The sequence below is a fragment of the Bartonella sp. AU18XJBT genome, from assembly GCF_028618595.1.
In the GTDB taxonomy this organism is placed as follows: Bacteria; Pseudomonadota; Alphaproteobacteria; order Rhizobiales; family Rhizobiaceae; genus Bartonella.
Map to the genome: position 1 here is coordinate 171,852 of NZ_JAQITE010000001.1, position 14,267 is coordinate 186,118.

13 protein-coding genes are annotated in these 14,267 nt (G+C 38.0%); 3 read left to right on the plus strand and 10 right to left on the minus strand.

Annotated features, from left to right (window positions below):
* Positions 1-498: 498 nt before the first annotated feature.
* The 10 genes from PVV60_RS00630 to nth form a co-directional block, all read right to left on the minus strand.
* Positions 499-885 carry a YbaN family protein gene (locus PVV60_RS00630; protein ID WP_273722437.1) on the minus strand — a complete coding sequence of 129 codons (387 nt, stop codon included), beginning with the start codon at positions 883-885 and terminating at the stop codon, positions 499-501.
* A gap of 406 nt (positions 886-1,291) precedes the next feature.
* The gene (locus PVV60_RS00635; RefSeq protein WP_273722438.1) at positions 1,292-2,197 is read right to left on the minus strand and encodes a metal ABC transporter permease; all 906 of its coding nucleotides are present in this window, start codon (positions 2,195-2,197) and stop codon (positions 1,292-1,294) included.
* The gene (locus tag PVV60_RS00640; RefSeq protein ID WP_273722439.1) at positions 2,194-3,060 is read right to left on the minus strand and encodes a metal ABC transporter permease; all 867 of its coding nucleotides are present in this window, start codon (positions 3,058-3,060) and stop codon (positions 2,194-2,196) included. Before PVV60_RS00640 ends, PVV60_RS00635 begins: the two co-directional genes overlap by 4 nt.
* Positions 3,057-3,887: a manganese/iron ABC transporter ATP-binding protein gene (locus tag PVV60_RS00645; RefSeq protein ID WP_273722440.1), complete on the minus strand. Its 831-nt coding sequence runs from the start codon at positions 3,885-3,887 to the stop codon at positions 3,057-3,059. Before PVV60_RS00645 ends, PVV60_RS00640 begins: the two co-directional genes overlap by 4 nt.
* Entirely contained in the window at positions 3,884-4,792 is a 909-nt protein-coding gene (locus PVV60_RS00650; RefSeq protein WP_273722441.1) for a metal ABC transporter substrate-binding protein, read from the minus strand. Before PVV60_RS00650 ends, PVV60_RS00645 begins: the two co-directional genes overlap by 4 nt.
* A 288-nt stretch (positions 4,793-5,080) precedes the next feature.
* A complete protein-coding gene (gene pheT / locus PVV60_RS00655) occupies positions 5,081-7,495 on the minus strand; it encodes a phenylalanine--tRNA ligase subunit beta (protein WP_273722442.1) in 2,415 nt (804 codons plus the stop codon).
* A gap of 32 nt (positions 7,496-7,527) precedes the next feature.
* Positions 7,528-8,610, minus strand: a complete 1,083-nt coding sequence (gene pheS / locus PVV60_RS00660) for a phenylalanine--tRNA ligase subunit alpha (protein WP_273722443.1) — start codon at positions 8,608-8,610, stop codon at positions 7,528-7,530.
* 94 nt (positions 8,611-8,704) lie between these two features.
* On the minus strand, positions 8,705-9,106 hold the full coding sequence (gene rplT, locus PVV60_RS00665; RefSeq protein WP_273722444.1) for a 50S ribosomal protein L20: 402 nt from the start codon (positions 9,104-9,106) through the stop codon (positions 8,705-8,707).
* 33 nt (positions 9,107-9,139) lie between these two features.
* A complete protein-coding gene (gene rpmI / locus PVV60_RS00670) occupies positions 9,140-9,343 on the minus strand; it encodes a 50S ribosomal protein L35 (RefSeq protein WP_273722445.1) in 204 nt (67 codons plus the stop codon).
* Positions 9,344-9,497: 154 nt separating this feature from the next.
* Positions 9,498-10,238 (minus strand): endonuclease III, encoded by a 741-nt coding sequence (gene nth, locus PVV60_RS00675; protein ID WP_273722446.1) that lies wholly within the window; start codon positions 10,236-10,238, stop codon positions 9,498-9,500.
* Between the two features lie 119 nt (positions 10,239-10,357).
* On the opposite strand from nth, the gene PVV60_RS00680 reads away from it, so the two are divergent.
* The 3 genes from PVV60_RS00680 (at position 10,358) to ilvD (ending at position 13,891) form a co-directional block, all read left to right on the plus strand.
* Positions 10,358-10,789 (plus strand): Hsp20 family protein, encoded by a 432-nt coding sequence (locus tag PVV60_RS00680; protein WP_273722447.1) that lies wholly within the window; start codon positions 10,358-10,360, stop codon positions 10,787-10,789.
* Positions 10,790-10,815: 26 nt separating this feature from the next.
* Positions 10,816-11,067 carry a DUF1150 domain-containing protein gene (locus tag PVV60_RS00685; RefSeq protein WP_273722448.1) on the plus strand — a complete coding sequence of 84 codons (252 nt, stop codon included), beginning with the start codon at positions 10,816-10,818 and terminating at the stop codon, positions 11,065-11,067.
* A gap of 985 nt (positions 11,068-12,052) precedes the next feature.
* Entirely contained in the window at positions 12,053-13,891 is a 1,839-nt protein-coding gene (ilvD, locus tag PVV60_RS00690; protein WP_273722449.1) for a dihydroxy-acid dehydratase, read from the plus strand.
* Positions 13,892-14,267 lie beyond the last annotated feature (376 nt).

Sequence of the window (14,267 nt, forward strand, 5' to 3'; positions counted from 1 at the left end):
CATAAAACCATTTGAAAAATTCTGTTGTTTCTTATGAATTATTCTTAAGTTAAGAACAGATGTAACATTAAAGATTGATATAATAGACCGGCTTCTTAACTGTATAAGTACAAAAATGATGGTGTTTAGTAAGCTTTGTACTATATCCTCATTAAGAGATATAAAAACAAACGAAATGTCTTTTTAGAAAGAAATAGCTATCATATCAATGACTTCTCAATAGAGAGATTCATACAAACATACCTAAAATAATGCTCTTTTCCATGAATGTGGTTTATCATTGTTTACCAAGTGAGAACATTTTGAGTGTTCGTAAACAGTCTTCTTTGTTCATAAAAATTATTTCACAAACATATTATTAATTAATTGCTTTCAAAAAGCTCGCTATTTCATATGCATTTTGGATATGGAGAGCTTATACTCACAACTTAAAAGTTCTCATAGTTTTTACAAATAAGCCGAAGCTAAAAAGAGTATCTCATAAAGCCTTTTTTATCATTATGAAGATGGACGTGTTCCAATATAAATGGCAATCAGCAATAATATAACCGCAACAAGTAAGGAAATCCATAAAGGAGGGTGTACCATTACAAAAAAGGATAAAAATCCTCCTGTCATACTAATCATTGCAAAAACTTTAATGAATGGAGATATTGCTTTTTTTTCTTCCCATCGCTTAATAGGAGGACCAAAAATACGATGATTGTTCAACCATTGATGAAAACGTGGAGAAGAACGCGTAAAACACCATGAGGCAACTAACAAAAAAGGCACAGTTGGCATAATAGGTAATACTACACCGATAATACCTAATATAACCATTATCCACCCTGCTATATAATAGCAGATACGCAAAGGGTGCGATATCTTAAAATTTTTTTTCATTTTCTCGTACTATTTTCCTCTACGCAAAGTCCTATACAAAAACATTGTATCTGTTTTTTGTTTACATGTCTGAGTGCACAATTACACTCTACCCCTTCATGCGTAAGCGTCTTTTCTGTTATAAGTTTCTTGAAAATACCGAATAGCTTACGCAATATGATAATTATTGTAAATGATTTCAAGAAAAGAGAAGAGATTTTAGAAAAACAAAAAAATAAAAAGGCTGCAAAATAAATCAATGCAGCCTCTTAATTAAGAATGCAGTGTTGGGGGGGGAGAAAATATACTGCATTCACCTGCTAGACTTTAGGAGGAAAAATAACCTAGCACCCCAAACTCTAATTAAAATAAAGATGAGAAACAATATATAAAAATGCATGGCTGATATGCATGAATTTTAACATTTTCAAGTTTCTTGAACGGTGCTTCGACGAAAGAAAATCATCATGAAAATAGCCATAAAAATCAACGTCAAGATCAACACAATTGTAGAAGCAGAATCAGAGCCGATAAATAAGCTGAGATAAATCCCTAAAAAACCAGAAAAAGCTGCAACAAGTATCGCGATCATTAACATAAAAGAAAACCGCTTTGTAACAAGATAGGCAATTGCTCCTGGTGCTATCAGTAAAGAAATAACAAGCACAATACCTACAGCTTTCAAAGCCGCAACAATTGTAAGAGAAATCATCGTTAGAAGGGTATAGTGGAGTAGAGATATTGGTAACCCCATTGCACGTCCTTGAACTGTGTCAAAAATATACAGCATAAAGTCGCGCCATTTTGCTGCTAAAATAAAAGTGACAATAGCAGAAATGATCGCCGTCTGCGTTATATCAAGCCAGTTAACACCCAAGAGATTACCAAATAGAATATGATTCAAATCTAAGCTACTATAAATAGATGTGGCTAAAACAAGCCCCAAGCCAAACATCGAAGAAAAGACCACACCCATTACCGTGTCCTGTTTGATACGGCTATTGCTCCCTAAAAAACCCGTTAATAGTGCACATACCATTCCTGCAACAAAAGCACCGCAAGTAATCAAAGTCATTGTAATGTTCTCTGGACGCATATGCTGAAACCAAGCAAATGGCAAAGAAGTTAAAAATACGATTACCCATGGTGTTGTCATATAACCAACAACAACACCTGGAAAAACTGCATGAGAAATGGCATCGCCTAACAGCGCCCATCCTTTCAAAATAAGAAAACAGGAAAGCATCGCCATGGGAATAGAAAGAATCATGACAATAAGCATACCCTTAAGCATAAAAGAAAACTGAAACGGAAGCAGTAATTGATCAATCATGATAATATTACACCCTTTTTTGCCGCATTTATGCGTAAGCGCGCAGCAATATACCCATGTTTAGGAGCAAAAATAAAAGCCAAAACAAATAAAGATGCTTGAAAAAGCACAACAACCCCACCTGTTTGTGCATTTAAAAAATAACTCACATAAACACCCAAAACACTTGTGAATGTTCCAATTACAACTGCAATAACCAAGATGTTCACGAAACGATCACTTAAAAGATAGGCTGTTGCTCCAGGTGTCACAACAAGACAAATGACTAAGAACGCTCCAACGGTTTGCATCGCAGCAACAGTACAAGCGGCAAGCAATGTGAAAAAGAGAATCTTTAAAAATTTTACGTTTAATCCAATGGCATGTGCATGCGTTTCATCAAATAACGAAACAAGAAGATCTTTCCATTTCAAAAGCAATATAAGCAACGAAACAAAGCCGATAAAAGCCAATTGTAGAATATCTGATGAACTAACTGCTAAAATATTTCCCAAAACAATCGTATCAATATTAACAGCCATTGGTTTTAATGATTTGAGAAACAACCCAAAGGCAAAAAAGGAAGAAAAAATGAGCCCAATAATGGTATCTTCTTTAAGCTTTGTCCGGTGGTTAAAAAAGAGCATTGCTGCTGCTGCAAGACCACCGGAAAAAAAAGCGCCAAGTGAAAAAGGTAACCCTAAAAGGTAAGCTCCTGCTACACCAGGAACAATCGAATGGGAAAGTGCATCACCAATCAATGACCAACCTTTTAACATCAAAAAAGCCGAAAGAAAGGCACAAACACACCCAACTAACCCAGAAACCCACATTGCATTCACCATATATTGATAGCTCAGTGGCTCAAGCAACCAAGAAATCATGCAACGTGCTCCACTATTTCAATATCTTCACAAACTGCAGACTGCTTTCTTCCCATGAAAACATCATTTTTTTTCGTACTTTGAAGATCAAAAATATGGTGGTGCAAAGACCCTCCAAAAGTTTTTTCCAGATTTTCCTTTGTAAAGATTTTTTCTGTTAACCCAGAAGCTAAAACAGTTCCTTTTATTAAAACTGTATGATCACAAAATTCGCGAACAGATCCTAAATTGTGCGTTGAAACCAAGATTACGGCTCCTTCTTTACGAAGATCTTGTAACAAAGCAATGATTTTATCTTCTGTTGTAACGTCAACCCCTGTAAACGGCTCATCTAATAAAATAGCTTTTGCTTTCTGTGCAAGAGCGCGCGCTAGGAAAACACGCTTTTTTTGTCCACCAGAAAGTTCTCCAATCTGGCGCTTGGCAAAAGCCAACATATCAACGCGTTCTAAGGCAATGCGAACAGCTTCATAATCTTGTGGACGGGCATAGCGAAAGAAATTCATATGACCGTACCGCCCCATCAATACAACATCTTCAACCAAGACAGGAAAATTCCAATCAACATCCTCACTTTGAGGAACATAAGCAATAAGATTTTTTTTCAAAGCTATATCAACGGGCAAATCAAACATGCGAATTTTTCCCTTTGAAGGGCGTACAAACCCCATAATCGCTTTAAATAACGTTGACTTACCGGATCCATTAACACCAACCAATGCCGTAATAGAACCCTTTGGACTTTCAAAATTCACTTCACGTAAAGCTGTATGTCCATTACGATACGTTACCGTTACTCCTTGGGCAAATATTCCACATTCCGTCATTGGCTTTTTACTCCCTCTAATAAAGCATTGCTAATACGCCCACTCGTGACACGTAATAAATCAATATAAGTGGGCACCTCACCATTTTTCTCACTTAAAGAATCAACATAAAGAACACCACCGTATTTGGCTCCTGTTTCTCTGGCAACCTGCTTAGCAGGAGCAGGGGAAATGGTGCTTTCAGAAAAAACTGCATGAATATTGTATTTGCGAACCATATCAATAACATGCTTGACCTGCTGTGGTGTTCCTTGTTGGTCAGCATTAATGGGCCATAAATAAAGTTCTTTTAGATCAAAATCACGTGCCAAATAGCTAAAAGCCCCCTCACTGGTCACAAGCCAACGTTTATCTTGCGGTACGGCTTCTAATTCAGCCCTAATTGGATCAATCGTTGCACGAATTTTCTGTTTATAAATTTCAGCATTCTCTTTATAAATTTCAGCATGTTGAGGATCATATTTTACAAAAGCATCGCGAATATTATCAACGTAAATCAAAGCAGAGGTCGGTGACATCCACGCATGAGGATTGGGTTTACCGCTAAAGGGACCCTCACCAATTTTAATGGGTACAACACCTTTTGAAACAACAACACTTGGAACATCCTTGATGTTTTGAAAAAACTTTTCAAACCAAAGCTCTAACTCTAATCCATTCCACAATACAAGGTTAGCTCCCTGAGCACGCATAAGATCGCGTGGGGTGGGTTGATATTCATGAATTTCCGCACCTGGTTTTGTAATGGATTCAACATCAGCAGCATCACCTGCTACATTGCGTGCCATATCAGCAATGATAGTGAATGTCGTAACAGCTTTAAATTTACCAGCACACAAAGCAAAATTGGGTGTAAAAAAAATAACACTTCCAAAAACTATGGTGAAAAACGTTCTTACGTTCATTGCTTCTCTCTTTCCTTTATATGCCTTCTTTTTATTGCAAATAATTTGCATTATCATTTAGCAATAGCAGTTATCTTTTACATTTGCAATGAAGGATTAAGAGAAAAATAATTTTTAAAGATGTTTAAAAACAGTTTTTTCATATTGAAAAAGTTGATGATTTAGGCAGCTTGTTTTGCTAAGGAGGTTCGCTTTCAAGAAGCTTTATAGCTCTTGAATGCCAAGCAAAAAAGGAGCACTCAAAAATGCTCCTACTTCATGTAAAATATCTCATAAAAATGAGAATACTCAGTAGCGCAAATATGCACCTGTCATTTTGGTAACATTATCCACGATCTTTAAGGCAAGCTTTTCTAAATCTTCATCTGTTAGAGTCCGTTCTATGGGCTGAATAGTTACTTCAATCGCAACAGATTTTTTATCTTCACCAAAGCTTGGATCTTCAAAAATATCAAAAATCTGCACAGAATGAATAAGTTTTTTATCGGCTCCACTTGCTGCACGAATAATAAGAGAAGAGGAAACAGTTTTATCCGCTATAAAGGCAAAATCACGCCGTACCATTTGAAAAGGTGAGAGTTTCAAAGGAGGACGGCTTTTGGTCGTTTTTTTCTTTGATTCTGGGATTCGGTCTAGAAAAATTTCAAAGCCGCATAAAGGGCCACTGACATCTAATTTTTCTAATGTAGCAGGATGAAAAACACCAAAAAAACCAAGAATAATCTTTGATCCAAGTTTTATGACACCTGAACGACCAGGATGATACCAACTGGGTGCTCCAACTTCAATCTGCACTTTCCCAACATCTATATTGCATGCTTCTAAAATAGCTAAAGCATCTGCTTTGGCATCAAAAACATCAACGACGGTTGCATTTCCATTCCAAAAACGCCCAGCCCCTTTAAATTGCTCTGTTCCGCGACGAATCCCACTAACAACACGGTGTTGTTTATCAGGGGTGTCGCCTTCATAAATACTGGAAACTTCAAACAAAGCAAGATCGGAAAAACCACGATCGGCATTTCTCTGTGCCGCCATAATCAAACCAGGTAAAAGGGAAGGACGCATCATTGACATATCAGCAGCAATAGGATTAACCAATTTAAGCTCTTCTTGACCTCCTCCAAAAGCAAGAGCTTGATTTTCAGAAATAAAAGACCATGTTATCGCTTCTTTCATACCACGTTGCACTAAAGCCAAACGTGTAGCACGTGAGCGAATTTGTGCGCATGTTAAAATTTGATCTTTTCCTTCTGTGAAGTTTTCCAAAGGAATAGGTTTAATTTTATCTAGCCCATAAATCCTCATGACCTCTTCCACCAAATCAGCTTTACCCATAATATCATGGCGCCATGATGGTTCTTTTACCGTAACGACATCTCCTTTTCCTTCAACAAAAAATCCAAGTTTTGTTAAAATAGAGATGACTTTTTCAGGCTCTATTTCCAAATTTGTTAAACGTTTAATTTCAGAAAAAGGAAAAGCTATCTGTTTTATTTCTTGTTGCTGATAGCCAATGATCCTCTTCTTAGATACTTCACCACCACAAAGACGTAAGACAAACTCTGTTGCAATCTCAAGCCCTGTTTCCATAAAAGCCGGATCAACACCTCGTTCAAATCGATAACGTGCATCACTGATAAGACCTAATGCTCTTCCTGTTTGTGCAATGCTTTTCGCATCCCAAAGTGCTGATTCAATAATAACGCGATGTGTTGTTTCATCACAACTCGTTCTTTCACCACCCATGATACCGGCAATCGAAACAACACCTTCTTCATCAGCAATGACACAATTCTTAGCGCCCAAACGATAGATTTTTCCGTTCAGTGCTTGAAGTTGTTCTCCTTCACGAGCACAACGTACACATAAATTACCTTTAATTTTATCTGCATCAAAAACATGGAGTGGACGACCAAGGTCAAAACTTATGTAGTTGGTCATATCAACAAGCGCATTAATCGGTCTCAAACCAATTGCATTCAAACGCTGTTGCATCCATTGTGGTGACGCACCATTTTGAACATTGCGCACTTCACGCCAAGCAAAACCTAAACATAATGATGAATCTTGCGAAAAATCTAATGAAACATCGAGAGGCGTTTCAAAGGAAGGTTCAAATTTTGACAAGGATAATTCTTTTAATTTTCCCATTCCGGCGGCAGCAAGATCACGGGCAATACCACGAACACCTGTACAATCAGAGCGATTGGGGGTCAAACCAATATCAATAATCGGATCATCTAAACCAGCATAAGCTGCAAATGAATCTCCAATAGGTGCATCTTCTGGAAGTTTGATAATCCCGTCATGTTCATTTGATAATTCAAGCTCCACTTGCGAACACATCATCCCAAAACTTTCAACACCGCGGATTTTTCCTACAGATAATGTCACATCGAGTCCTGAAATATAAGTGCCTGGTAGTGCCAGAACACCAACAAGACCTGCACGCGCATTTGGTGCTCCACAGACAACTTGAACAGGTGTAGAAGTCCCTGTATCGACGGACAGAATCTGGAGTTTATCTGCATCAGGATGCTTTATTGCGGTTAAAACTTTTGCAATTACAAAACCTTTGAGAGAAGACCGATCATCAACGTAATCAACCTCAAGACCTATAGCTGTTAGTTTCTCACAAATTTCATCCAAAGATGCACTTGTCTCTAAGTGATCTTTTAACCACGACAATGTAAATTTCATTTTAAAACCTCACATGAAAGCGATGACTAAGATCACACATTTCTATTAGGAAAAAAAGCAGGCATATCAAAGCAACGAAAGCCATAATGGTCTAACCAACGCAGATCAGCATCAAAAAAAGCTCGTAAATCAGGCATACCGTATTTTAACATGGCAATACGATCAATGCCCATTCCCCATGCAAAGCCTTGATATTCATCGGGATCTAAACCAACATTTTTTAACACATGAGGATGCACCATTCCGCATCCTAAAATTTCCAACCAATCCTGTCCTTCTCCGAACTTGACTTCTGAACCAGAACGATCACATTGAATATCCACTTCCATAGATGGTTCGGTAAAAGGAAAAAAAGAGGGACGAAAACGCATTTTTACAGAGGGAACTTCAAAAAACTCTTTACAAAAGGTTTCATGTAACCACATCATATGGGCAATGGTGGAGGTTTTATCAATGACAAGACCTTCCACCTGATGGAACATGGGAGAATGTGTTGCATCCGAATCCATACGGTAAGTTTTTCCAGGAACAATGATCCGTATCGGTGCTTTTTGTTTTTCTAGTGTGCGAATTTGTACAGGTGATGTATGGGTCCGCAATAATTTTCGTTCTCCCATTTTATCGACATCAAAAAAGAAGGTATCATGCATTTCTCGTGCTGGATGCCCTTCAGGAAAATTCAATGCCGTAAAATTATAATAATCTGTTTCAATATCAGGTCCTTCTGCAAGAGAAAAATCCAACTTCGTATAAATGGCAATAATTTCTTCAATCACTTGTGAGATAGGATGAATGCGTCCCCGTTCTATAGGTGAAGAGCGAACAGGCAAGGTAACATCAACCGTTTCACGAGAAAGACGGGCATCCATTGCCTGTTTTTTCAGAAGATCACGCTTTTGTGCCCATAATTCTAAAATACGATTTTTTAATCCATTAAGAACTGGTCCAACTTTATGGCGCTCGCTAGCATCCATTTTTCCTAATGCTTTTAATTTTTCAGAGATGCTACCTTTTTTACCCAATGCTGCAATACGCACTTCTTCAAGTGCTTGTTCATCACCTGCTGCCTCTAAAGCTAAACAAATTTCTTGTTCCAGACGCTCAATATCATTCATATTTTTGCCTATTTTTTAATAAAGAAAAACCCGCACTTGCAATAGCCAGCACGGGACCTCGAATAAATGAATGCTTTAAGAGAACACGACTGGCTTATTTGACAGCGCCTTCGAAAGCATTAGGTGTCGTATCTTTTAAATATTCCAAAGCCTTTTTTGCCGAAGCTACTAAAGCAGAAAATGCTTCCACTTCGTGGATTGCTATATCTGAAAGAACCTTACGATCAACTTCAATACCGGCTTTTGATAAGCCATCAATAAAACGTCCATAAGTTAAACCTTCTGCGCGAACAGCAGCATTAATTCTCTGAATCCACAAAGCACGGAAAGTACGTTTTCTATTTTTGCGATCACGATAAGCGTATTGCTTTGAACGATCAACTGCTGCTTTAGCCGCACGAATGGTATTTTTACGACGACCGTAAAAACCTTCAGCCTGTTTAAGAACTTTTTTGTGCTTAGCGTGTGCTGTCACACCTCTTTTCACACGTGCCATATTATAATCTCCTCAAAATCAAAAGCGTAAGGTTTAAACACCATTCGGCAAATAATGCTGAATGACTTTTTTAGCATCTTGTTCACACAAAACCATTGTTCCACGCGCATCACGAATAAATTTATTCGAACGCTTAATCATACCGTGGCGCTTACCGGCAGCTGCTACTTTAATTTTGCCTGACGCAGTGATTTTAAACCGCTTTTTAGCGGATGATTTGGTCTTCATCTTGGGCATTTTGCTACTCCATACATTAATTTATTCAATCAAACATTCTATTCACTCAAGCGGACCAACGCTTGAACAAGCATTTAAACAGCCACGGCATGCCCTGCCGGGCGGTTCTAATAGTGTTTCCATAAGCCACTATACACAAAATAGCAAGGCCGTATTACAAAAAAATCGGCGCTCCATTGCCTTGAAGCTCAACTAAAGGTGCCGGAATAGCATTTGTTTTGATGGCTGCTTTACATAAATCGGCAATAATGCATTGCCCACATTGTACTTTACGTGCTTGGCAAATATAGCGTCCATGTAAAATCAGCCAATGATGCGCATCACGAAGATAATGGATTGGTATAATCTTTAATAATTTTTTCTCAACAATCTCTGGTGTTTTGCCAGGTGCTAAACCAAGACGGTTGCTTAAGCGAAAAATATGTGTATCTACTGCCAATGTAGGCTGACCAAAAGCAACATTCAAAATAACATTAGCCGTTTTGCGCCCCACTCCAGGAAGGGCCATAAGTGCTTCACGCGTATCAGGTACTTGACCGCCATAACAATCAATTAAGCACTTACAAAGTGCATAAACATTGTGTGCTTTTGCTCGCCAAAGACCAATTGAACGGATATGATGTGCTATTTCTTCTTCTCCTAATGCAACCATTTTTTCCGGTTGATCAGCAAGGCGAAATAATTCTTTTGTCGCTTTATTAACGCTTACATCTGTCGCTTGAGCCGAAAGCACAACGGCAACCAAAAGTGTAAAAATATTTGTATAGATAAGATCACTCTTAGGCGCTGGGCGCTGCACAGAAAAACGGCGAAATATTTCTGCAATTTCATTTTCATTATATAATATACCAGATAAATTTCGCACTTTTGACAATTTTATGGTACTTTGAGGCATTGAACTCTCTTAAATCTTCTCTCTTGAAGTTATCATTTACGCTCGCCATATGAGAGGAATGCAGCGAACACTTTTATAGAGTTTGGTCAAGTAAGCCGTTTTAAAGAGGATACTCATGAATGACACATGTGACACCTTTCTCCAATCCCTTTCTTTTAGGGTTTGAAACCGTAGAAAAAATATTGCAACGTATCGGTAAAGCTGATGAGGCTTACCCAGCCTATAACATTGAACGTTTACATAAAAATGATGACGCAAATCATATCCGGATAACTTTGGCTGTTGCAGGATTTAAGGTTAACCATCTTAATATTTTGCTCGATGATAATCAATTGGTTATTCATGGTAAACAAACAGACAACCAAAATCATCAATATTTATATCGTGGTATAGCTGCGCGACAATTCCAGCGAACCTTTGTTCTCGCGGAAGGGATGCATGTTACAAATGCAGAGTTGAAAAATGGTCTTTTATCAATTAATCTGTATCAACCAAAATTAAAAAAAGAAATAAAACAGATTCCAATTAAAGTCAGTAGTGGTGTGTCATAAAAGTTAAGGCGTAAAGGAACAGTGAAATGGGAGAACATAAACAAAACTTGTCGTTTCAGAACACGTCCCACTCTGATGCGGGACAGATTGCCTATTTAAAAAAAGTTTGTACAGATGATTTGGCTAAAAACTTTCCAGATCTTCCACCAATGACTCCAGGCATTACGATATGGGCTCTCTTTGGTGAAACAGGTTATCCTCTCATTTTATCCGATGAGCGTTCTATTGCCCTTGCTGGAGCCAATGAGCATGAACTACAAATTGTAACTCTGCACTAGATTACCTTACGACAAAAAGTTGTACTCTTTGTAAATTCTATCTGTTTTTTCGTAAAGGGTGTAATGTAAGTTATAATCAGATAAGTATTGACTTATATTCATAATTAATTTTTTACAACTGGAATGAGAGTCCCGAAAATCATAAGTTCTCTCATTTTAGATCCTCTTATATTAAAACAATTAAAGTCACTTGCTTGTATGTCATAAGCATGAAGAACCGTGTGGATAAACACACTTGAAGAAAGGAATAAAAATATCTCGTGTGAATTGTCTTAATTACCAAGGGCGTTCACAATATTGGGGATGAGAAAAATGTATGATGGTGCTCGTTTGCTTTTTCATAAGTGTGAAGATGCCCTCCATAGATTTATATTATTCACGGGGACTTTTATACCATTCATAGGCGCTATCGTGAAATGAGCTCGAGTGCATTGAAAGATGTTTCTTTAAAATAAGCCATGAAGGCTATACAAGTATATTTTGTTTGGGGTGTTCTGTTCTTCCTAAGGGAAGTAACTCCATTGAGGAGTGTAAAAAAAGCATGAGATAATGCGTCATCATTATTTAAAAGATATTGCTATGAATACTTGTGAAAGGTGTAAAGCTGAATTGTAAGGAGTTAATAGATTTTTACCATGATTCCTTATATTCTTTCCAAATGAGGCTGTCTTCTTGTTTCAGAAATTACGCAAACAGATAGATGCAATATACTTACCAAATCTGGCATACAAAAATATGGAACAGTTCGTGCCACACTGAAGTGTTTTGATATTTGTCTCAAATGTGGAATTGCACAGGGATTAGATGTTGATTAACAGGTAATAAAAACAAAGGCCTTATGAAAAAGTTTATGCAGAGTTTTTAATTTTGTGCTTCAAATGCCTCAGTACAAGGTATTTTTCTCTTTTGAATATTAAAGCTCTTGTTTTTATAATGAAGTTACAGCACAACAAGCAAAATGGAATTATTTGAGGGGAAAAAAATAATGCCTTCTTACCGTTCAAGAATATCGACCCACGGGCGTAATATGGCAGGAGCCCGCGGACTTTGGCGTGCAACAGGGATGAAAGATACTGATTTTGGTAAACCCATTATTGCGATTGCGAATTCTTTTACACAATTTGTACCAGGGCATGTCCATTTAAAAGATCTTGGGCAATTAGTCGCACAACAGATAGCAGTTGTCGGTGGTGTTGCGAAAGAATTTAATACCATTGCTGTAGATGATGGAATCGCGATGGGGCACGATGGAATGCTTTATTCTTTGCCCTCACGTGAAATCATTGCTGATTCTGTAGAGTACATGGTTAATGCACATTGTGCGGATGCACTTGTCTGTATTTCTAATTGTGACAAAATTACGCCTGGTATGTTAATGGCTGCTTTACGGTTGAATATTCCGACAATCTTTGTTTCAGGCGGTCCTATGGAAGCAGGTAAGATTAAATGGAAGGATCAAGATCTAAGGGTTGATTTGGTCGATGCCATGGTTGCAGCAGCTTCAGAACAAAATTCAGAAGAAGAGGTTGCTGAAATGGAGCGTGCTGCTTGTCCTACATGTGGTTCTTGTTCAGGAATGTTTACGGCTAATTCCATGAATTGCTTAACGGAAGCATTGGGGCTTTCGCTTCCCGGAAATGGATCAATGTTAGCAACACATGCAGATCGACGGATGCTTTTTGAAGAAGCTGGAAGACAGATTGTTGCATTGGTTAAGCGTTATTATGAAAAAGATGATGAAGCAGTTTTGCCGCGCTCTATTGCTTCACGCAAGGCTTTTGAAAATGCAATGACCGTTGATATTGCCATGGGGGGATCAACCAATACAGTATTGCACCTTTTAGCTGCGGCGCAAGAAGGTGAGGTGGATTTTACCATGACGGATATTGATCATCTTTCACGCCGTGTTCCTGTTTTATGTAAGGTTGCTCCTGCTGTTTCGAATGTACATATGGAAGATGTTCATCGGGCTGGTGGTATTATGGGGCTTTTAGGGGAACTGGATGCGGCAGGACTTATTGATACGTCAACTTATACGGTTCACGCAAAAACGTTGCAAGAAGCTCTTTACCGTTGGGATGTGAAACAAACTAATGAACCAACAGTTCGTGCATTTTATCGTGCCGCTCCAGGTGGTATTCCAACACAGATAGCTTTTAGCCAATCTTGTCGCTATGAGACTCTTGATCTTGATCGTGAAAAAGGTGTGATTCGTGATAGGGAACATGCATATTCACAAGATGGAGGATTGGCAGTTCTTTATGGAAATCTTGCAAAAGATGGCTGCATTGTAAAAACAGCAGGCGTTGATCAATCAATTTTAACTTTTAAAGGTCCGGCAAGAATTTTTGAAAGCCAAGATTCAGCTGTTTCAGCTATATTAACTGATAAGATTAAAACAGGTGAAATTGTTTTAATCCGTTATGAAGGTCCACGTGGTGGACCTGGAATGCAAGAAATGCTTTATCCAACAAGTTATCTCAAATCTAAAGGATTAGGAAAGATTTGTGCACTTGTTACAGATGGACGTTTTTCAGGGGGAAGTTCAGGGCTTTCGATAGGACATATTTCACCAGAAGCTGCTGAAGGAGGAGAAATTGCGTTGGTGGAAGAGGGGGATATCATAGAAATTGATATTCCAAATCGTAGAATTCATATGTTGGTAGATGATGTTGAGATGAAGCAGCGCCGTGCTAAGATGGAAGCAAAAGGAAAAGATGCTTGGCAACCGAGTGAGAAGCGTCAGCGTAAAGTTTCAAAGGCTCTCAAAGCCTATGCAGCGATGACTACATCTGCTGCAAAAGGTGCAGTACGTAATATTTGATGAGATGAATAGAGATAGTACTCTGATTTTTTTGCATCTTTTACACGATATTCTAAGCTAATTATTTTATGAGTTTATGAACTTATCAGAATATTTCGAGTCATGATCAGTATGATTAAAAAGCTATCAATACGACTAAAAGCTGCTGAGGATTGCTTATTTTAGCAGCTAGGTAAGACAGATAAAGATAGATATGGTCTGATTACTTTTCATATCATATTCCAATTTTATACGAAATTACGATTTCTTGTTACTCATATTTATGAAAGATATTTATTGTACTGGTGGCATTATCTTGCTGTACCGTAAAACACTGCTATTTAGGGCTGTGATATATGGCATCCTCGTTAATATATTAAGTATTTTAGTGCGTGGT

Coding starts and splice junctions, on each gene's coding strand:
- PVV60_RS00630 (WP_273722437.1), bottom strand. CDS start 885: ATGAAAAAAAATTTTAAGATATCGCACCCTTTGCGTATCTGCTATTAT.
- PVV60_RS00635 (WP_273722438.1), bottom strand. CDS start 2,197: ATGATTGATCAATTACTGCTTCCGTTTCAGTTTTCTTTTATGCTTAAG.
- PVV60_RS00640 (WP_273722439.1), bottom strand. CDS start 3,060: ATGATTTCTTGGTTGCTTGAGCCACTGAGCTATCAATATATGGTGAAT.
- PVV60_RS00645 (WP_273722440.1), bottom strand. CDS start 3,887: ATGACGGAATGTGGAATATTTGCCCAAGGAGTAACGGTAACGTATCGT.
- PVV60_RS00650 (WP_273722441.1), bottom strand. CDS start 4,792: ATGAACGTAAGAACGTTTTTCACCATAGTTTTTGGAAGTGTTATTTTT.
- pheT (WP_273722442.1), bottom strand. CDS start 7,495: ATGAAATTTACATTGTCGTGGTTAAAAGATCACTTAGAGACAAGTGCA.
- pheS (WP_273722443.1), bottom strand. CDS start 8,610: ATGAATGATATTGAGCGTCTGGAACAAGAAATTTGTTTAGCTTTAGAG.
- rplT (WP_273722444.1), bottom strand. CDS start 9,106: ATGGCACGTGTGAAAAGAGGTGTGACAGCACACGCTAAGCACAAAAAA.
- rpmI (WP_273722445.1), bottom strand. CDS start 9,343: ATGCCCAAGATGAAGACCAAATCATCCGCTAAAAAGCGGTTTAAAATC.
- nth (WP_273722446.1), bottom strand. CDS start 10,238: ATGCCTCAAAGTACCATAAAATTGTCAAAAGTGCGAAATTTATCTGGT.
- PVV60_RS00680 (WP_273722447.1), top strand. CDS start 10,358: ATGACACATGTGACACCTTTCTCCAATCCCTTTCTTTTAGGGTTTGAA.
- PVV60_RS00685 (WP_273722448.1), top strand. CDS start 10,816: ATGGGAGAACATAAACAAAACTTGTCGTTTCAGAACACGTCCCACTCT.
- ilvD (WP_273722449.1), top strand. CDS start 12,053: ATGCCTTCTTACCGTTCAAGAATATCGACCCACGGGCGTAATATGGCA.